Origin of the sequence: Mesorhizobium sp. LCM 4576 (assembly GCF_001854815.1) — a bacterium.
In the GTDB taxonomy this organism is placed as follows: domain Bacteria; phylum Pseudomonadota; class Alphaproteobacteria; order Rhizobiales; family Rhizobiaceae; genus Mesorhizobium; species Mesorhizobium plurifarium.
The window spans coordinates 308,746-326,628 of the sequence record NZ_MDDT01000024.1 but is presented as its reverse complement, the minus strand read 5'-3'; the positions used below and the strand labels follow the sequence as shown (position 1 = coordinate 326,628).

The window sequence follows — 17,883 nt, the reverse complement described above, 5'->3', positions numbered from 1 at the left end:
AATACTGGACAAATTTATCGGCCGTTAAGTCAGGCGCGCTATCTGGATCGGTGTCGCCGGTAACCGGGCGACATGCGGGGAAGAACATCGTCTCAACCGACGGATGAGCCGGTCGGACAGACACCGAGGGAGCCAGAACGAGCTCCATGGGAATGGGATGAAGCTGTCATCGACCGACGCCGCCCCGCGTCTCATCGGACTGGTCTGGCCTTTCGTCGCGGTCGTGCTGATCCAGGCGCTGGTTGCGACACTCAGCCTCCACACGCTGTCTGCCGTGCGCGCCTATGTCGGCGGCGAAAGCCAATGGTCGAAGGGGCAGAAGCACGCCATCTATTTCCTCAGCCTCTATGCCGACACAGGCCGGGAAGAGTATTTCAACGAATATCGCCAAGCCATCGCCGTGCCGCTCGCAGATCGCGCCGCGCGGCTGGCGCTCGAACAGGCCGAGCCCGACACGAATGCGGCCCGGCTTGGCTTTCTTGGCGGCAACAATCACCCCGACGATGTCGCCGGCCTGATCTGGCTGTTCCGGAATTTCCGCGGCGTCAGCTATCTCGATACCGCGATCCGCCACTGGACGGATGCCGACGAGATGATCCTCGCCATCGAAAGATTGGGCGACGACATGCATCGCAGGCTCGATAACGGGCCGGCATCGTCAGCCGAGATCGGTCTGTGGAAGGCGCAAATCCACCAGCTCGACCGCCGGATCGGACCGCTCGCCAAGGCCTTTTCCGACAGTCTCGGCGAGGGATCGCGCTTCATCAAGATGGCGCTGACGGCGGCCAATCTCGCCACCGCTGCCCTGCTTATCCTGCTCGCCGTCTGGCGCACGCGCAAGCTGATGAAACAGCGCCAGGCATTTCAGAACGCCCTCAATGCCGAGCGCGAGCGCGCTCAGATCACATTGGCCTCGATCGGCCAGGCCGTCATCAGCACCGATGCCGAGGGGCGGCTGGACTATATGAATGCCGGAGCGGAGAGGCTGCTCGCCTGCCCGCTGGCCGCCGCCAAGGGCAAACCGGTCGCCTCGTTGTTCCGGCTCGTCGACAAGGACAGCGGCGTCGAGGAGACCGATCTGATCACGCGCCTGCTCGCAGGCGAGCCGCGCCGGTCCAACGTGCGCCCGCAGCTTCTGGAGCGTCTCGACGGCTCGGTCGTGCCCGTGGCGCTGAATGGCGCGCCGCTGATCGTTTCCGGCGCGATCCTGGGGTGCGTTCTGGCCCTGCACGACATGACGCGCGAGCAGGACTATATCGAGCGCCTGTCGTGGCAGGCATCGCATGATGCGCTGACCGGGCTCGTCAACCGCCGCGACTTCGAGAACCGGCTGGCGGGCGCGATCTCCGAAGCGCCGCAAAGGCCGCGCCGGCACGCGCTGATGTATCTCGACCTCGATCAGTTCAAGCTGGTCAACGATACATGTGGCCATGCCGCCGGCGACCAGCTGCTGCGCCAGATCTCGGTGCTGCTCGCCAACGAGCTGCCGCCCGGCGACATCCTGGCGAGACTGGGCGGCGATGAGTTCGGCGTGCTGCTCTTCGATTGCGATGCCGACTGCGCCGCCGCGACCGCCGAGCGGTTGCGCGCCACGGTCCAGGATCTGCATTTCTCCTGGGATGGACGTCCCTTCAACATCAGCGTCAGCATCGGCATGGTCGAAGTCGCCAATGCAGGCATGACGCTGGAGGAGGTGCTGCGCGCCGCCGACGTCGCCTGCTACATGGCCAAGGAAAAGGGCCGCAACCGCGTCCAGCTCCACAATGACGGCGACACGGCACTTCGTGAGCGCTTCGGCGAGATGGCCTGGGTGCAGCGCCTGCATGCCGCGCTGGACGAGAACCGCTTCAGGCTGCACGCGCAGGAGATCGCGCCGCTGCGCGACGATATCGCCGAGGCAGGCGCGCACATCGAAATCCTGCTGAGGCTGACCGACGAGGACGRCAGCTTCGTCACCCCGCAGAGCTTCATACCGGCGGCGGAGCGCTACGGGTTGATGACGGCGATCGACCGCTGGGTGGTGCGCAACACCTTCGCCATCTTGGCGGCGAGGCTCGCCGACCCGCAGGCGGTGCCGGTATCCACCTGCGCGATCAATCTCTCCGGCGCCACGTTCGGCGACGAGACGTTCCTCGGCTTCATGCGCGAGCAGTTCGCCGCGCATGCCATCGCGCCCGAAACGATCTGCCTGGAGATCACCGAGACCAGCGCCATCGCCAATCTGACCGAAGCCATGCGCTTCATCGCCGACCTGCGCGGGCTCGGCTGCCGCTTCGCGCTCGACGATTTCGGCTCCGGCATGTCGTCCTTCGCCTATCTGAAGCATCTGCCGGTCGACTACCTCAAGATCGACGGCGGCTTCGTCAAGGACATGCTCGACGACCGCATCGATCGCGCCATGGTCGAGATGATCCACCACATCGGCAAGGTGACGGGAAAACGCACCATCGCCGAATTCGTCGAAAGCGACGGCATTCTCGACGCCTTGAAAGCGATCGGCGTCGACTATGCGCAGGGCTATGCGATTGCCCGGCCCCAGCCATTCGATGCCACCACCGTTGTGCGCGGCAATCGCAGCGAGCGCGATGCAACGGCGGATAGCTGGGAGGCTTTGGCGCGGACGCTGCGCCGCAAAGCCGGCTAATTACCCAGCAATTCCAGGAAAAGTGTAGAGCGGTTCGCCGTGAAACGGTGAAACGCTCTAGGCGACAACGCCTCCGGCCTGCCGTTCCAGCAGGATCGTCGGCTTGTCGTGATAGGTGGTGCGCAAAATCTCGCGATAGCCGTTCTTCTCGGCCACCTTCTGCGAAGCGCCGTTTTCCGGATCGATGATGCAGACGGTTCTCGCCTGTCCGAACGCCTCGTCGCTCCAGGYGACGATCCGCCCGACGACCTCGCTGGCAAGCCCCCGGCCATGCGCTTCCGAGGCCAGCGCCCAGCCGGCTTCCGGCACGCCTTCGATCGAAGGTTCGATCTCGCGCTTCAGGTCGTGGAAGCCGGCCTCGCCGATGAAGCGCCCCGTCGCCTTGTCCTCGATCGCCCAGAACCCGTAGCCGATCAGCGACCACAGCCCGGCATGGCGCAGGAAACGCATCCAGCTTTCCTCGCGCGTGCGCGGCTTGCCGCCGATGAAACGGGTGACGGCGGGCTCCGCCCACATGGCGGCATAGGTCTCGAAATCACCCAGACGGTGCGGCCGCAGGACGGTGCGCGCCGTATCAAGGATCGGCACGCCGGCTTCCGTCTTGATGCTCATGGCATTCCCCTCCATCGAGGCCGCGGCGCTTAGAGCGTTTCACCGTTTCATGGAAACGGCGAACCGCTCTATCCTTTTGTTTTTACGCAATTCCGGACGGAAAAACCGCTCACACTTTTCCTGGGATTGCTCTAGCAAACCAGCGCGTTCGATCAAGAGCCAGGATAATACGGTGGCTCTTCCAGCCATAACGGCCATATCGCGGCTGCACGCCTATGGGCTTTTCGCCGGGCGGTGCTAGTTTGCGCGCGAAGCCGATCCAGAAACGCAAGTCGACCGGAGAAGAACCATGGACACCACGGACCTGTTGCTGGCGATCGCGCATCACCTGCTGGTGTTCTCGCTGGCCGGCATCATCGGCGCCGAGTTCGTGCTGGTGCGCGGCGATCTGGGCGCGGCGACGCTCAAGCGCCTTGCCGGCATCGACCGTCACTACGGCATCATCGCCGCGCTGATCGTCATCGTCGGCGTCTGCCGGGTGTTCTTCGGTCTGAAGGGTTGGGAATTCTACGTCTACAATTGGGTGTTCTGGGCAAAGATGGTGGCCTTCGCCATCGTCGGCCTGCTGTCGATCGTGCCCACGATGCGCTTCCTCTCCTGGAACAGGCAGGCGAGCAGCAATCCGTCTTTCGCGGTGCCGGCGGCGGAGCTCGCCTCGGTGAAGAATTATGTCCGCGCCGAGGGCTTTATCTTCCTGCTTATTCCGGTCTTCGCCGCGGYGATGGCGCGCGGCTACGGTTATTAGAGCAATTCCAAGGAAAAGTGGGCAGCGGTTTTCCGTCCGGAATTGCGTCAAAGCAACCTCTAGGCTTCGGCCGGAAACGTCTCGTCCAGCGGCGCGATCGGCACCAGCGGCGCCGGCACGTCGGTGGTCTTTTCCTTCGACTTGCAGATATCGGCGATCACGCAGGCCGGGCAATCGGGCTTGCGCGCCTTGCAGACATAGCGGCCATGCAGGATCAGCCAGTGATGCGCATGGCGCATATATTCGGCAGGGATGACCTTGAGCAGCCCTTGTTCCACCTGTTCCGGCGTCTTGCCGGGCGCCAGCCCGATCCGGTTGCCGATGCGGAAGATATGCGTGTCGACCGCCATGGTGTGCTGGCCGAARGCGACGTTGAGCACGACATTGGCGGTCTTGCGGCCGACGCCGGGCAACTTCACCAGATCGTCGCGATCCTGAGGCACCTTGCCCGCATGGTCGTCGATCRGCGCCTTCGACAGCGCGATCACATTCTTGGCCTTGTTGCGCCACAGGCCGATGGTGCGGATATAGTCGCCGACCTTCGCCTCGCCCAATGCCAGCATCCTGGCTGGCGTGTCGGCTGCCGAAAACAGCGCCTTCGTCGCCTTGTTGACGCCCGCGTCTGTCGCTTGCGCCGACAGCACCACCGCGACCAGCAGGGTGAAGGCGTTGACATAGTCGAGCTCGCCTTTCGGCTCCGGCCGTTGGACGGAAAAACGCCGGAAGATTTCATGCACCTCGGCAGGGCTGTAAAGCGGCCGGGAAGCGGCTTTTCGCGGCCGAGCGCCAGGCGCCCGGCCGCTGCCGGCAGGGGCGGGCTGAGGTTTTTTGACAGCTACGGATTTTTTCGACTTGGGAGGCGCCATTTCCTTCCTATAATATTCCCTCATGAGCGACACAAACGCCTCGTTCCAGGCCGACGAGCCATTTTTCCAGGCCCTGCTGACGCCGCACCGCTCGCTCGGCCGAACCGGCTTCCTGATCCTGATGGGGGCGCTTCTGTTCGGCTGGGCGGTCACCGGCGCGTTTTTCCTGGCGCATGGCGCCTGGCCGGTGTTCGGCTTCTTCGGCCTCGACGTGATCGMCGTCTATATCGCTTTCCGCGCCAATTACCGCGCAGCGCGCGCCCGCGAGGAGATATCGGTCTCGCGCACCAGCCTCGACATCCGCAAGACCGCCCCTTCAGGCCRCTCTGAAAGCCATCGCTTCAATCCGTTCTGGACACGGTTTTCGATCGCCCGCCATGCCGAGATCGGCATCACCAAAATGGCGGTGGAAGCGCAGGGCAGGAGCGTGGCGATCGGCGGCTTCCTCAATCCCGACGACCGTGAGAGTTTCGCCACCGCCTTTTCGCGCGCGCTGGCGACCGCCAAGGCGCGCTGACGCCCAAGCAATCAGAACCGGTACCGCAGCAGCCTGCCGACCTTGCGCATGGCGGGGATGAGTTTCCAGAGGCCGATGAACAAGCGCGCGGACCAGCCAAGCCGCGCGCCTTGCTCCGGCTTGTAGGACGGAATCTCGCCGATGAAGCGAAGTTTCGGAACAGCCCGCTCCAGCTCGCGCGGATCCTCGATGGCCCAATGGACTTCGGAGCCTGTTGCCTTGATGGCCGGATTGAGGCGCATCAGCTTCAGCCCGAAACGGCTGTAGGCGTCGAACATCAACTCGCCGCCGGCAAGATGCGCGACAAGCCGCGCGAACAGCCGCGGTCCCTCGTCGGCGGCAAGATAAGGCGTAAGCCCCTCCGCCAACACCATGGCGGGACGGTTGCGGGGCACCATGGTCAGCCAGTCCGGCTCGATCACCGACGAGGCGACAAGGTGATAGCAGTCACGAGGCGGATAGAGCCTGCGCCTGAGCTCGATGACCTCCGGGTAATCGACGTCGAACCAGTCGACGCCCGGCGGCGGGTCGACGCGAAATATCCGCGTATCGAGCCCGCATCCCAGATGCAGCACGATCGCATCCGGATATCTCGCAAGGAAGTCCGCGGCGCAGACGTCCAGTGTTTTCGCCCGGATCGCAAAGCCCAGGCCGAGATTGCCGTCGACCTTGAGCCGCGAGAAATCATAGTCGATCTTCTTCACCGCCTCGTCGGCGAGGCGATCCTGGAGCAGCGAATTGGGCAGCCGGCTYTCCAGCGCCTTGCCGTAAAGCRTCATCAGCAAGGTTTCCTTCGCTYCGGTCAGATCGACCTTTTCGCCGGCCATGATTGTCCTCTTCGGTCCGAAGCTGACTCTATCTGGGTGGGTGTGGAGTGAAGGCAAGTTTCGGGTGGTTGCAAAGCTCTGGAAGACCGATATTCGCGGCCAAGGAGATATTGCCATGAACGCTCAGATGACCATGAATACGCGGATGAAACCGACCGCGATCCTTGAGAACGACATCACGCCGCAAGGCAGCGACTACGACGTCGTGCGCCGCGCCATCGAGAAGATCAGCCTCGACTATCGCGACCAGCCCTCGCTGGAGGTGCTGGCCGAGGAAGTCGGCGAGACGCCGACCGGCCTGCAGAAGCTGTTCACACGCTGGGCGGGATTGTCGCCCAAGGCCTTCCTGCAGGCGGTGACGCTCGACCATGCGCGCAGGCTGCTCGATTCCGGCATGCCGCTCCTGGAGACTTCGTTCGAGCTCGGCATGTCCGGCCCCGGCCGGCTGCACGACCTCTTCGTCACCCATGAGGCGATGTCGCCCGGCGACTACAAGACCCGGGGCGCGGGTCTCACCATCCGCTACGGCTATCACATCTCGCCTTTCGGCATCGCGCTGATCATGGTCACCGACCGCGGTCTCGCCGGCCTTGCCTTCTGTGACGCGGGCGGCGAGCGGGCCGCCTTCGCCGACATGTCCGGCCGCTGGCCGAACGCGACCTATATTGAGGACATGTCGGCCACCCAGGCTTACGCCGCGCGGGTCTTCGACCCGACGCAATGGCGTGCCGACCAGCCGCTGCGGGTGGTGATGATCGGCACCGATTTCCAGCTTCGCGTCTGGGAAGCCTTGCTGCGCATCCCGATGGGCAGGGCCTGCACCTATTCCTCGATCGCGGCAAGCATCGGAGCGCCCAACGCCAGCCGRRCCGTTGGCGCGRCCGTGGGCGCCAACCCGATGTCCTTCGTGGTTCCCTGCCATCGGGCTATCGGCAAGTCCGGCGCGCTCACCGGCTACCACTGGGGCCTGACGCGCAAGCGCGCCATCCTCGGCTGGGAAGCGGGGCAAGTGGCGTCCTGAAACAATCGATTTTTTCGCGCGCCATTGCGAAAAACCGCACATCGTAATATAAATCGGTACAACCTAAATAAAACGATTGGCCTATTCGCAAAATGCAACCGGCGACAACCTGTGGTTATCGTCGGGTTTCTTTTAAGTTGCTTCCCGATATTATTTAAGTTAACGCTAAATTAACCACGATAAAGGGAAGATGACCCTACGTTGAGCCGCATCATCCGGCTCGAAAGAGGGGTCTCAATGAAGTTCTTCCGCGCCGCCTTGGCTGCATGCTGTCTGGCCGCCTGCGCCGGCCAGACAGCATCGGCGGCCCCCACCGGAAATGTGCTGTTCAACGGCACGATCACCGCGACCTGCACGGTTACGATCAACTCCAACGGCACGATGACCGTCAGCAGCAATCTTCAGTCGCTGAGCTCGCACAATGCCGGCGGCTCGGCCGGCAGCGCCCAGGTCGATACGACAGGTGGCGTCCAGCTCAGCGTCGACCCGGTGACGACCACAACCGTGCCGTCCAGCGACGTCACAGCCACCACCTGGACGYCAACTTTTGCCACCACCGGCGCGCAGACGATTGCCGAAACCGGCACTGCGACCGCGCTGACGGTGCYGGGCACATCGACGGTCGCGATCAATCTTGCCGGCACCAAGAGCGGCACGAACCGCTTCTCCGCCRGCAACTACCAGGCAACGGTGACGCTGCGCHGCGAATAGTCCTCTCGCGAAAGGAACGGTCCTTGAGAACGATTGCAATCCTGGCGGCGGGCCTGATCGCCGTGCTGTCTCCCATCGCCGCGACCAGCCAGTCGATGACGCCGATGCGGGGCGAGGTACGATCCTTCACCGATGCCTTCGCCGTTCGCGTCTTCCCGGRCAACCCGTACAACCAGCGCATACGTGTCGAGGTTCATGTCTACGACCAGGATTTCCAGCCGGTCGCGGCCAGGATCACGCCGAGCGCTTTCCTTCTGGCCGGCCAAGCGTCGCGCCCTGTSCTGGTGGTCGTCCCGTTCGACGGCGCGAACGAGCGTAAAGTGCGTATCTGTACCGAGAGTATCCCCTTTCCAAGCGAGCAGACCCAGATAAGGGCACAGATATGCGGAAAGTTCTTCGGGCATCGCAGGTTCTGACCTTGTCCCTGCTGCCCGTCCTGGCTGTCGTAAGCCAAGGGCTTGCCGAGGATATTCTGAACCTGAACCAGAACCAGACGGGTTTCAGCCTGCCCGGCGTCAGCCTGCCCCAGGGCCAGGACGAAGTTCATGCCAGCGACGGCACGACCTGCCGCTCGGCCGTTTCCGGCAGCGGCGCCTATCTCGACCTTGGCGTCATCCGAGGCAACAACTCGAGCAACCAGGCCAACAGCGACATCGCCACATACGGCCGCGTCGTGATCCCGATCGGGCGGACGCCGAAACGCGTCGATTGCAGCCGCCTCTACGAGCTGGAGGTCGAGCGCCTGCAGCTGGAATTGAAGCTCCTCAAAATGGGCGTCGGCGCCGACGGCCAGACGACGGGGAGTGTGGACGCTTCCTCGCCCCAAGGCGCCGCGCCCCGAACCAGCGCGGCCCAAGCCGGCGCGACCCAAGCCGGCGCGCCCCAGGTCAAATCAGCGGGATGGGCCGACGAAGGCTGGACCATCAGAGGCACGACCGGCAGTGAAAAGAAGAAGAAGCGAAAATAGCTCTGCATTGTTGGCGCTGGCAGTGCTTGCCTGCTTCAGTCTCCCGGCGCAGGCGGCGATCATCGGCACCTGCACAATTGTGATCGGGGCATCGGGGACGATGAAACCGAACCCCGCCATCAACATCTTCGGCTCCAAGCAGGCAGGCGGATCGAGCGCCGGCGCCTCCATCACCGCGAACTCGACGCTGTGTTCCATCCTAAACCTGCTGGACTGCTATTCCGTTTCCACGCCGGCGCCGGTCGCGTTCACGTCCGCGCCGAGCGGCGGCGACACCAATGTCTCGTTCGCCTCCGTCTTCCGCCTCGACGGCTCGGGGCTGGATATACCGGGCAGCTCGCCGCAAAAGCTGACCAACGGCACCCACACCATCCAGGTCGATCTGACGRCCACGAAGTCGCCGGGCATCTTCCCAGCGGGCAGCTACCAGGCCGAGGTCACCGTCCGCTGCGAATGATGCTGTGGGCCAGACCGCGCGGACAGCGACGTGATCTGGCAACCGGCGGACTTTGCGGCTAGCTTCGCGCCCAGCACGCAATTCCAGGAAAAGCGCTTCGCGTATTTCGCTGGAGTTGCGCAAGAAGCAGAATCTTGGAGCACGTCCGCCTTTACGCAGGCTGACCCGCTTCAACGGGAGGCAGTCTTTGATCATCGTCGTCGGCTCGATCAACCTCGATCTCATCGCCAATGTCGACCGCTTGCCGGAGCCCGGCGAGACGGTGCGCGGCTCGGGCTTTGCCACCGCGCCCGGCGGCAAGGGCGCCAACCAGGCGCTGGCCGCGGCGCGCGCCGGCGCCCAGGTGCGCATGGTGGGCGCGGTCGGCAAGGATAGCTTTGCCGCCGAAGCGCTCGCCCTTCTCAAGGCCGGCAATATCGATCTGTCCGGTGTCGGCCAGAGTTTCGCCTCCACCGGCACTGCCTTGATCCTGGTCGGCGCCGACGGAGAGAACGTCATCGCCGTCGTGCCGGGCGCCAATGATTCGGTGGTGCCGGGCGATGTCGCCAAGGCTTACCTCAAAAAGGGCGATGTCGTGCTCTTGCAGCATGAGATCCCGCTGCAGACGGTCGAGGCCACGCTGGATGCCGCGCGCGCGGCAGGCGCGGTCAGCGTCCTCAACACCGCCCCCTTCCGGGCTGAAGCCGCCGGCTTCCTCGGCAAGGCCGACTATGYCGTCGCCAACGAAACTGAATTCGATCTCTATGGCGAGGCACTGGCGCTTTCGGGCCGTGACCGCCCTGCCCGCATGCGCGACTACGCCCAAAAGACCGGCCGCGCCATCGTCGTCACGCTCGGCGGCGATGGCGTRCTCGCCGCCACGCCGCACGATTTCCTCACCGTTCCGGCGCTGAAGATCACGCCGGTCGACACGGTCGGGGCCGGCGACACTTTTTGCGGCTATTTCGGCGCCGGCCTGTCATCCGGCCTGTCGCTTGAGCAAGCGCTCACGCGCGCCGCCGCGGCCGGGTCGCTCGCCTGCCTGAAACCCGGCGCGCAGCCGGCGATCCCGCTGACAAAGGATGTCGACGCGGCTTTGGCGGGCACCCGTTAAGCCATGCGCCCCGTCACGAAACACGCCGTGCCCCCGGCCAGCGACATCTGCCGCCTCTCCGCCATCGAGCTCGCCGACAGGATCAGGCAGCGACAACTATCGGTGCATGAAGTCGTCAGTGCTTTCCTCGACCGCATCGAAGCCGTGAACCCGCTGGTCAACGCCATCGTCTCGCTGCGCGAGCGCGCCGACATCCTGGCCGAGGCTGACAGGGCCGATGCCCATCTGGCCCACGGCGGCGAGGCCGGATCGCTGTTCGGCCTGCCGATCGCCATCAAGGACCTGGCCCTGACCAAGGGCCTCAGAACCACTTTCGGCTCGCCGATCTTCGCCGATTTCATTCCCGACACGGACGACTTCTTCGTCGAGCGCATCCGCAAGGCCGGCGCCATCATCATCGGCAAGACCAACACCCCGGAGTTCGGGCTGGGCTCCAACACCTACAACCCGGTCTTCGGCTCGACGCTCAACGCCTTCGACCCGACGCTCACCGCCGGCGGCTCGAGCGGCGGCGCGGCCGTGGCGCTGGCGCTCGACATGGTGCCGGTCGCTGACGGCAGCGATTTCGGCGGCTCGCTGCGCAACCCGGCCGCCTACAACAATGTCTACGGCTTGCGTCCCTCCCAGGGGCTCGTGCCCGCCGGCCCCGACATCGATGTCTTCCATTCGCAGATGGGCGTCGAAGGGCCGATGGGCCGCAGCGTGCGCGACATCGCGCTGCTGCTCGACGAACAGGCCGGCTATCACCCGCGCGCGCCGCTGTCGCACGCCAAGGAGGGGTCGTTCCTTAACGGCCTGGAGGCCAAGGCAGCCGGCGGCCGCGTCGCCTGGCTGGGCGACCTCGGCGGCCACCTGCCGATGGAGCCTGGCGTGCTCGATCTCTGCGAGGCCGCGCTTGCCCGCTTCGCCGACGCCTCGTTCCACAGTGAAAAGCTGGTTCCCGATGTCGATTTCGAGGCGCTGTGGCAGGCTTTTGTCATCTTGCGCCAGGCAAGCAGCGGCTGCGGACTGAAGGCGCATTATGACGATCCCGCAAAACGCAGGCTTTTGAAGCCCGAGGCTGTCTGGGAAGTGGAGCAGGCGATGCGGCTCACCGCGCCGCAGATCCATGCCGCCAGTGTCCGGCGTACCTCGTGGCACCGCACGCTGCTATCGCTGTTCGAGCGCTTCGACCTCATCGCCTTGCCGACCGCGCAGGCCTTCCCGTTCGACGTGACCACCCACTGGCCGCGCGAGGTCGCGGGGCGGACCATGGACAGCTATCACCGCTGGATGCAGGTCTCCGCCTTTGCAACGCTGGGCGGCTGCCCGGCGCTCGCCGTGCCGGCCGGCTTCGATGAGAGCGGCCGGCCGATGGGCATGCAGCTGATCGGCCGCCCGCGCGGTGACCTTGCCGTGCTCAAGGCCGGCGCAGCCTATGAGGCGACACTGCCATGGTCGGCAGGGGCGGCGTAACGGGTCGCCCCGCGCAGCCAGCTTGCGCCAGCATCAATCCCGTGCATTGATCGCGTTCCGCCCAAGTCGGCGCTGTCCTGCTCGAGGGAAGATCATGTCGCTGGAACTCTACGCCACTTACGTCGTCGCTTGCATCGTCATCATCCTGGTGCCGGGTCCCACGGTCACGCTGATCATCGCCAACAGCATCCGCCACGGCTCGCGCGCGGGCTTGRCCAATGTCGCCGGCACGCAGGCCGGACTCGCCATCATGATCGCCATCGTCGGCATTGGCCTCAACACGCTGATCGCCGGCATGGGTCACTGGTTTGAATGGGTGYGGYTGCTCGGCGCCGCCTACCTGATCTGGATGGGCGTGCAGATGTTCCGCGCGAAAGGCGCCCTGAATCCGGACGGATCGGCGAAAAAGCCGCGCGGCGGCTTCTTCCTGCAGGGTTTTCTGGTCGCGATCAGCAATCCGAAGACCTTGGTGTTCTTCGGCGCCTTCTTCCCGCAGTTCATCGCGCCACAGGGCAACTACACGCTGCAGATCGTGGTCATGGGCCTGACCGCCATGATCTTCGCCGCCATGTCGGACTCGACCTACGCGCTTGCGGCAGGCCGCGCCGGCCGCATCCTCTCGGCCAGCCGCGTCAAGCTGATGTCGCGCATCAGCGGCAGCTTCCTGGTCGGCGGCGGACTGTGGCTGGCGTTCTCGAAGGCGAAGTGAACACCTTTCCTTCTCCCCCTGTGGGAGAAGGTGGATCGGCGCGAAGCGCCGAGACGGATGAGGGGTGTTCCAGCGGAGTGAGACGTTAGCGCTCCCTGGAACACCCCTCATCCGACCGAGCTTCGCTCGGCCACCTTCCCCCACAAGGGGGGAAGGAAGAGGTGCTACAGCCGCCCGAGCCGCTCCACCAGCAGCGCAAAGAAGCCGTCATGGTCGATGTCGCGCATCACCATGGCGTTCTTTTCCCGCTTGGTGACGCCCCACCAGTCGATCACCGTCATGCCCATGGTGAGCTCCGACGCGGTCTCGACGCTGACATTGCAGTGGCGACCCTTGAACAGCTCGGGCTTGATCAGATAGGCGATGACGCATGGGTCGTGCAGCGGCCCGCCGTCGGTGCCGTATTTTTCCTCGTCATAGCGCTCGAAGAACTCCAGCATCTCGGCGGTCGCGGTGCCGACCTTGGTGTCGAGCTTACGGAACGCCTGGATGCGCTTGGACGAGGTCAGCGCCTTGTGGGTGACGTCGAGCGGCATCATCACGATCGGAATGCCCGATTTGAACACCAGATCGGCGRCTTGCGGGTCGACATAGATGTTGAATTCGGCGGCCGGCGTGACATTGCCGCCTTCGAAGAAGCCGCCGCCCATCAGAACGATCTCCTTGATGCGCGGCGCGATCCTGGGCTCGCGTATCAGCGCCAGCGCGATGTTGGTGAGCGGTCCGAGCGGGCAGAGCGTGATCGTGCCGCTTTCCTCGCGCATCAGCGTCTCGACAATGAAATCGACGGCATATTGTTCCTGCAGCGGCATGGTTGGCTCAGGCAATTGCGGGCCGTTCAGGCCGGTCTTGCCATGCACTTCCTCGGCGGTGACCAGCTCGCGCGCCAGCGGGCGGATAGCGCCGGCATAGACCTTGATGTCGGGCCGGCCGGCCAATTCGCAGATCTTGCGGGCGTTGTTCTGGGTCAGCTTCAGCGGCACGTTGCCTGCAACCGCGGTGATACCGACGACCTCCAGCTCGGAACTGCCAAGCGCCAGCAATATGGCGACGGCGTCATCCTGGCCGGGATCCGTGTCGATGATGATCTTTCTGGACTGGGGCATTTCAATTCCTTTTGGGGAGTCTTTTTGGGCGGGGCTTACAGCATGATCCCGAACCGGAGGTCAGCGTTAGCAAAAAGTGGGAACCGGTTTTCGGATAAGATCATGCTCCAACGAAGAGGTGAACCAGGATGGCGGTTCAACGAAACGTCATCCTGATTCAGTGCTTGAACTTGATCGCGCGGCGGACCATATCAAGACCATCGGGAAAAATGCCATCCGGGTTTTTCCAGTTTGTGTCGCTCTTCAGAGGACAGTGTAACAATGAGTCGAATGACGCCCTTCTCCAGCCCGCTTCTTTTGGGCTTCGATGCCATGGAAAAGACGCTTGAGCGTCTGGCGAAGTCCGGCGACAGCTATCCTCCATACAACATCGAGCGCCTCGGCGCCGCCGACGGCAAGGCCGAGAGGCTGCGCATCACATTGGCCGTTGCCGGTTTCGCCGAAAGCGACCTCGATGTCACCACGGAGGAAAACCAGCTGATCGTGCGTGGCCGCCAGAGCGACGACACCGAGCGCGAATTCCTGCACCGCGGCATCGCCGCGCGCCAGTTCCAGCGCTGTTTCGTGCTGGCCGACGGCATGCGGGTGATCGGCGCCGAGCTGAAGAACGGACTGTTGTCGGTCGATCTCGACCGGCCGGAGTCCGAGCGGCTGGTACGGAAAATAAACATATCGGTGAAAGACTGACCTTCGCCGATGGCTCTATGCGAGGCGGCCAATCCTGGCGTCCTCGCGCCAAGGAGGCTTGAAATGACCAGAACTGACGAAACGATCACCATGACCAGCGGCGAATTCGCCCATCTCGGCGAAGGTTCGGTCGCCTATCTCAGGAAAGTATCGAGCGACGACCTGCGCGRCCGCTTCCCGGGCCTTCAGGAAATCGCGCCCGGCCTTGAGTTGTGGGCGCTGTTTGCCGCCAACGGCCAGCCGATCCTGCTTTCCGATGCCCGTGACCGGGCGCTGGCGGGCGCGTTGGAGAACGATCTGACCACTGTCGCGATCCACTAGACCATAATCCCGAAAAGTCGGACCCGGTTTTCGGATAAGATTACGGTCAACTAAAGTAGCGATTGCTGGCAGTCCGAAATGGAAAGGGCCGCTCCCGGCGGCCCCTTTAGGGTTTCATCCCAAAACCAGATTCTATCCCAAAACTTCAGGCTGCGTGCGAGGCCTGCGTGTCCGACAGCAGGGCGTGGATCGCCACCGCGTCGCGCGTGCCCCTAATCTTGGCCACCGTGTCGGCATCGCGCAGCACACGCGCGATGCGCGACAGCGCCTTGAGATGGTCGGCGCCGGCGCCCTCGGGCGCAAGCAGCAGAAAGACGAGGTCGACCGGCTGGTCGTCCAGCGCCTCGAAATCGACCGGYGTTTCCAGCCGGGCGAAGACCCCGGCGATCCGCTTCACGCCGGCGAGCTTRCCGTGCGGAATGGCGATGCCGTTGYCGACGCCGGTCGAGCCCAGCCGTTCGCGCTGCAGGACGGTGTCGAACACCTCCCGTTCCGGAATCCCCGAAATCGCCGCGGCCCTCTCCGACAGCAATTGCAGAAGCTGCTTTTTGGAATTCGCCTTCAACGCCGGCATGATCGCCGAGACGCTGATGAGATCACTGAGATCCATGCTTGAAAAATCCCTTGCTCGCCTGCCGCGCCAGTCGTCGTCCCCCTCGCGCGGCTGGCTTTTTATCCCTGAGCGACTTTGGTCGTCGACGGATCGATCCAGCCGATATTGCCGTCCGGCCGGCGGTAGACGATGTTGAGATGGTCGGTTCCGGCGTTGCGGAACAGGAAGACCGGGCTGTCGCTGTTGTCGAGCTCGATGACAGCCGACGCCACCGACATGGTCCGCAGCGTCATGCTTGATTCGGCGACGATGGCCGGAGCGAAGTCCTCCGGAATGTCTTCCTCGTCGTCGGCAAGGGGGGCCATCACCGTATAGGCGATGTCGGTCGGCTCTTCGCCATTGCCGTTGCCGGTGTTGCGTGACTTCAGCCGGCGCTTGTAGCGGCGCAGCCGCGTTTCCAGGCGGTCGGCGGCCGCCTCGAAGGCGAGCGTCGGGTCCTGGGCGTCGCCGGTCGCCTGCAGCGAAGCGCCGGAATCGAGCCGGACCATGCAGTCGGCGGAGAAACGCGACCCCGATTTGATGACCGTGACATGTCCTGAAAAACCCCGATCGAAATATTTCTCGATCGCCTCGCCGACCCGGTCGCTGATGCGCGTGCGGAACGCATCGCCGATGTCCATGTGTTTTCCCGAAATGCGTAGATTCATCTGAAAACTGACCTTCCTTGCTCAGGCTTCAAACTGTTCCCGAGTTTATACCCGTGGCGCGCGCGCACAAGCTTCGCAGCGGCATGCGCGCCGATTTTAGACCCGAACTTTCCGGTTGATCACAAGTCGCCTTCTTGGCCGTCCGTGGCCGTGTCTGACGGACCCATTCGCGAGCGGGCATTACCGCCCCGCTCCATGCGGGCGGGCTTCTAGACACTTCATTGCAGCTTGTCAATCAAGCTTGGGAATTGCGGAAAATCCGCCTGTCTCGCACCGGCGACGGCTTGTCGAGATTCGGATCGAGCCTAGCGGCCGACATTGGCCAGCGCCCGCTTTTCCCGGCGCCGCTGCACAGACGATGGGATGTTCATGCCTTCGCGATATTTCGCGACGGTTCGCCGCGCGATGTCGACACCGCTTTCCTTGAGCATGTCGACGATGGCGTCGTCGGAAAGCACGTCGGCGGGCTTTTCCTCGTCGATCATCTGCTTGATGCGGTCGCGCACGGCTTCGGACGAATGCGCTTCGCCGCCTTCGGCCGAGGCGATCGATGCGGTGAAGAAATAGCGTAGCTCGAAGACGCCGCGCGGCGTCAGCATGTATTTGTTGGCGGTGACACGGCTGACGGTCGATTCATGCATGCCGATGGCATCGGCCACCGTGCGCAGGTTGAGCGGCTTGAGATGACGCACGCCATGGACGAGGAAGGCATCCTGCTGCYGCACGATTTCCGACGCCACCTYGAGAATGGTCTTGGCCCGCTGATCGAGGCTGCGCGTCAGCCAGTTGGCGTTCTGCAGGCATTCGGCGAGAAAATCCTTTTCCGCCTGATCCTTTGYATGGCTCGAAATGCGGGCGAAGTAGACATTGTCCACCAGCACGCGCGGCAGCGTGTCGGCGTTGAGCTCCACCGCCCAGCTGCCGTCATTGGCCGCGCGCACCTCGACATCGGCGACGATCRCATCGCTGGCGCCGCCCGAAAACGCCAGGCCGGGACGCGGATCGAGCGCGCGGATCTCGGCCAGCATGTCGAGGAGATCCTCTTCGTCGACGCCGCAGATGCGTTTCAGCGTCTGGAAATCCCGCCGCGCCAGAAGCTCGAGATTGGCGACCAGCGCTTTCATCGCCGGATCGAGYCGGTCGCGCACCGCCAGCTGCAGCGACAGGCACTCCGCAAGGTCGCGCGCGAAAAGTCCTGGCGGCTCGAAGGTCTGGCAGACGCCAAGCACGCGCGCCACCGCCGTTTCGTCCGCACCGAGCCGGGCCGCGATCTCGCCGAGGTCGGTGCGCAAATAACCGGCTTCGTCGAGCCCATCGGCGAGCTCGCCCGCGATCAGGCGTTCGCCGGGACTGAGAAAAGCGAGCGCGATCTGCTCGCCGACATGTTCGCGCAGCGTGACGGCGGCCGCGGCCATGTCGCCGACATCGAACCCCTCGGACGATGCTGAGCCGGCGGCGCCGCCGGCGGCCGATTTCCACTGCGCCGTGAGGTCCGGCCCCAGCCTCTCATGGGTGCCGGGGTCGTCGGGAAACAGGTTCTCCAGGGAGGAATCGAGCTTTTGCGAGATCGCTTCCGCGCTCCATTCCGTCTCGCCCTCGAACCAGTCGCCTTCGGAAGCCCGCTCCGGCGCCGCCTCGCTTTTCTGGGCCTGGTCGCCTGTGGCGTCGTCCTGCGGCTCGGCCCGCTCCAGGAGCGGGTTGCGCTCGATCTCCTCGTCGATGAAGCGCTCGAGCTCGACATGGGTGAGCTGCAGCAGGCGGATCGACTGCATCAGCTGCGGCGTCATCACCAGCGACTGGGACTGTCTGAGCTGCAGTTTGGCTGCCAGCGCCATGGTGGGATTCAAACGCCTCGTCTACGCGTCGCACAGTTGTTTTTCGGTCG

Annotated in this window: 20 protein-coding genes; 13 read left to right on the top strand and 7 right to left on the bottom strand. The window is 64.1% G+C overall.

What is annotated here, in order from left to right; translation table 11 throughout:
* Positions 1 to 157 precede the first annotated feature (157 nt).
* Positions 158 to 2,644, top strand: coding sequence for an EAL domain-containing protein (locus LCM4576_RS14610; RefSeq protein ID WP_071032710.1), 2,487 nt, complete (start codon positions 158 to 160; stop codon positions 2,642 to 2,644).
* Positions 2,645 to 2,701: 57 nt separating this feature from the next.
* On the opposite strand, the gene LCM4576_RS14605 is transcribed toward LCM4576_RS14610, so the two are convergent.
* The gene (locus tag LCM4576_RS14605) at positions 2,702 to 3,256 is read right to left on the bottom strand and encodes a GNAT family N-acetyltransferase (RefSeq protein WP_071032709.1); all 555 of its coding nucleotides are present in this window, start codon (positions 3,254 to 3,256) and stop codon (positions 2,702 to 2,704) included.
* Between the two features lie 289 nt (positions 3,257 to 3,545).
* On the opposite strand from LCM4576_RS14605, the gene LCM4576_RS14600 reads away from it, so the two are divergent.
* Positions 3,546 to 4,001, top strand: a complete 456-nt coding sequence (locus LCM4576_RS14600; RefSeq protein ID WP_071032708.1) for a DUF2214 family protein — start codon at positions 3,546 to 3,548, stop codon at positions 3,999 to 4,001.
* 59 nt (positions 4,002 to 4,060) lie between these two features.
* Here the strand turns inward: LCM4576_RS14600 and nth are convergent, their stop codons facing one another.
* Positions 4,061 to 4,867, bottom strand: coding sequence for an endonuclease III (nth, locus tag LCM4576_RS14595; RefSeq protein ID WP_071032707.1), 807 nt, complete (start codon positions 4,865 to 4,867; stop codon positions 4,061 to 4,063).
* Positions 4,868 to 4,889: 22 nt separating this feature from the next.
* Here nth and LCM4576_RS14590 point away from each other — a divergent pair, with 22 nt between their 5' ends.
* Positions 4,890 to 5,384 (top strand): DUF2244 domain-containing protein, encoded by a 495-nt coding sequence (locus LCM4576_RS14590; protein ID WP_071032706.1) that lies wholly within the window; start codon positions 4,890 to 4,892, stop codon positions 5,382 to 5,384.
* A gap of 11 nt (positions 5,385 to 5,395) precedes the next feature.
* Here the strand turns inward: LCM4576_RS14590 and LCM4576_RS14585 are convergent, their stop codons facing one another.
* Positions 5,396 to 6,211 carry a class I SAM-dependent methyltransferase gene (locus LCM4576_RS14585; protein WP_071032705.1) on the bottom strand — a complete coding sequence of 272 codons (816 nt, stop codon included), beginning with the start codon at positions 6,209 to 6,211 and terminating at the stop codon, positions 5,396 to 5,398.
* Positions 6,212 to 6,326: 115 nt separating this feature from the next.
* Here LCM4576_RS14585 and LCM4576_RS14580 point away from each other — a divergent pair, with 115 nt between their 5' ends.
* The 8 genes from LCM4576_RS14580 (at position 6,327) to LCM4576_RS14545 (ending at position 12,624) form a co-directional block, all read left to right on the top strand.
* Positions 6,327 to 7,232, top strand: coding sequence for a methylated-DNA--[protein]-cysteine S-methyltransferase (locus LCM4576_RS14580; RefSeq protein WP_071032704.1), 906 nt, complete (start codon positions 6,327 to 6,329; stop codon positions 7,230 to 7,232).
* Positions 7,233 to 7,469: 237 nt separating this feature from the next.
* Entirely contained in the window at positions 7,470 to 7,943 is a 474-nt protein-coding gene (locus tag LCM4576_RS14575; RefSeq protein WP_071032703.1) for a hypothetical protein, read from the top strand.
* A 23-nt stretch (positions 7,944 to 7,966) separates the two neighbouring features.
* Positions 7,967 to 8,359, top strand: coding sequence for a hypothetical protein (locus LCM4576_RS14570; RefSeq protein ID WP_071032702.1), 393 nt, complete (start codon positions 7,967 to 7,969; stop codon positions 8,357 to 8,359).
* Positions 8,326 to 8,910 (top strand): hypothetical protein, encoded by a 585-nt coding sequence (locus LCM4576_RS14565; RefSeq protein WP_071032701.1) that lies wholly within the window; start codon positions 8,326 to 8,328, stop codon positions 8,908 to 8,910. The genes LCM4576_RS14570 and LCM4576_RS14565 overlap by 34 nt, the downstream gene beginning before the upstream one ends.
* 10 nt (positions 8,911 to 8,920) lie before the next feature.
* Positions 8,921 to 9,367: a hypothetical protein gene (locus LCM4576_RS14560; RefSeq protein WP_244510803.1), complete on the top strand. Its 447-nt coding sequence runs from the start codon at positions 8,921 to 8,923 to the stop codon at positions 9,365 to 9,367.
* Positions 9,368 to 9,554: 187 nt separating this feature from the next.
* Positions 9,555 to 10,460 (top strand): ribokinase, encoded by a 906-nt coding sequence (locus LCM4576_RS14555; protein WP_071032699.1) that lies wholly within the window; start codon positions 9,555 to 9,557, stop codon positions 10,458 to 10,460.
* A 3-nt stretch (positions 10,461 to 10,463) separates the two neighbouring features.
* On the top strand, positions 10,464 to 11,915 hold the full coding sequence (locus LCM4576_RS14550) for an amidase (RefSeq protein WP_071032698.1): 1,452 nt from the start codon (positions 10,464 to 10,466) through the stop codon (positions 11,913 to 11,915).
* A gap of 94 nt (positions 11,916 to 12,009) precedes the next feature.
* Positions 12,010 to 12,624: a LysE family translocator gene (locus LCM4576_RS14545; protein WP_071032697.1), complete on the top strand. Its 615-nt coding sequence runs from the start codon at positions 12,010 to 12,012 to the stop codon at positions 12,622 to 12,624.
* Positions 12,625 to 12,788: 164 nt separating this feature from the next.
* Here the strand turns inward: LCM4576_RS14545 and LCM4576_RS14540 are convergent, their stop codons facing one another.
* Positions 12,789 to 13,730 carry a nucleoside hydrolase gene (locus LCM4576_RS14540; protein ID WP_071032696.1) on the bottom strand — a complete coding sequence of 314 codons (942 nt, stop codon included), beginning with the start codon at positions 13,728 to 13,730 and terminating at the stop codon, positions 12,789 to 12,791.
* A gap of 261 nt (positions 13,731 to 13,991) precedes the next feature.
* Between LCM4576_RS14540 and LCM4576_RS14535 the strand changes: the two genes are divergently transcribed.
* Together LCM4576_RS14535 and LCM4576_RS14530 are read left to right on the top strand one after the other, a co-directional pair.
* On the top strand, positions 13,992 to 14,417 hold the full coding sequence (locus LCM4576_RS14535; RefSeq protein ID WP_040990309.1) for an Hsp20 family protein: 426 nt from the start codon (positions 13,992 to 13,994) through the stop codon (positions 14,415 to 14,417).
* 63 nt (positions 14,418 to 14,480) lie between these two features.
* On the top strand, positions 14,481 to 14,738 hold the full coding sequence (locus LCM4576_RS14530) for a DUF1150 family protein (RefSeq protein ID WP_071032695.1): 258 nt from the start codon (positions 14,481 to 14,483) through the stop codon (positions 14,736 to 14,738).
* 145 nt (positions 14,739 to 14,883) lie between these two features.
* On the opposite strand, the gene ptsN is transcribed toward LCM4576_RS14530, so the two are convergent.
* The 3 genes from ptsN to rpoN all read right to left on the bottom strand — a co-directional run bounded on the left by ptsN (position 14,884) and on the right by rpoN (position 17,833).
* Positions 14,884 to 15,348, bottom strand: coding sequence for a PTS IIA-like nitrogen regulatory protein PtsN (gene ptsN / locus LCM4576_RS14525; RefSeq protein ID WP_071032694.1), 465 nt, complete (start codon positions 15,346 to 15,348; stop codon positions 14,884 to 14,886).
* 62 nt (positions 15,349 to 15,410) lie between these two features.
* Entirely contained in the window at positions 15,411 to 15,998 is a 588-nt protein-coding gene (hpf, locus tag LCM4576_RS14520) for a ribosome hibernation-promoting factor, HPF/YfiA family (protein WP_041004919.1), read from the bottom strand.
* A 305-nt stretch (positions 15,999 to 16,303) separates the two neighbouring features.
* On the bottom strand, positions 16,304 to 17,833 hold the full coding sequence (gene rpoN / locus LCM4576_RS14515) for an RNA polymerase factor sigma-54 (protein ID WP_071032693.1): 1,530 nt from the start codon (positions 17,831 to 17,833) through the stop codon (positions 16,304 to 16,306).
* Between the last annotated feature and the right edge of the window lie 50 nt (positions 17,834 to 17,883).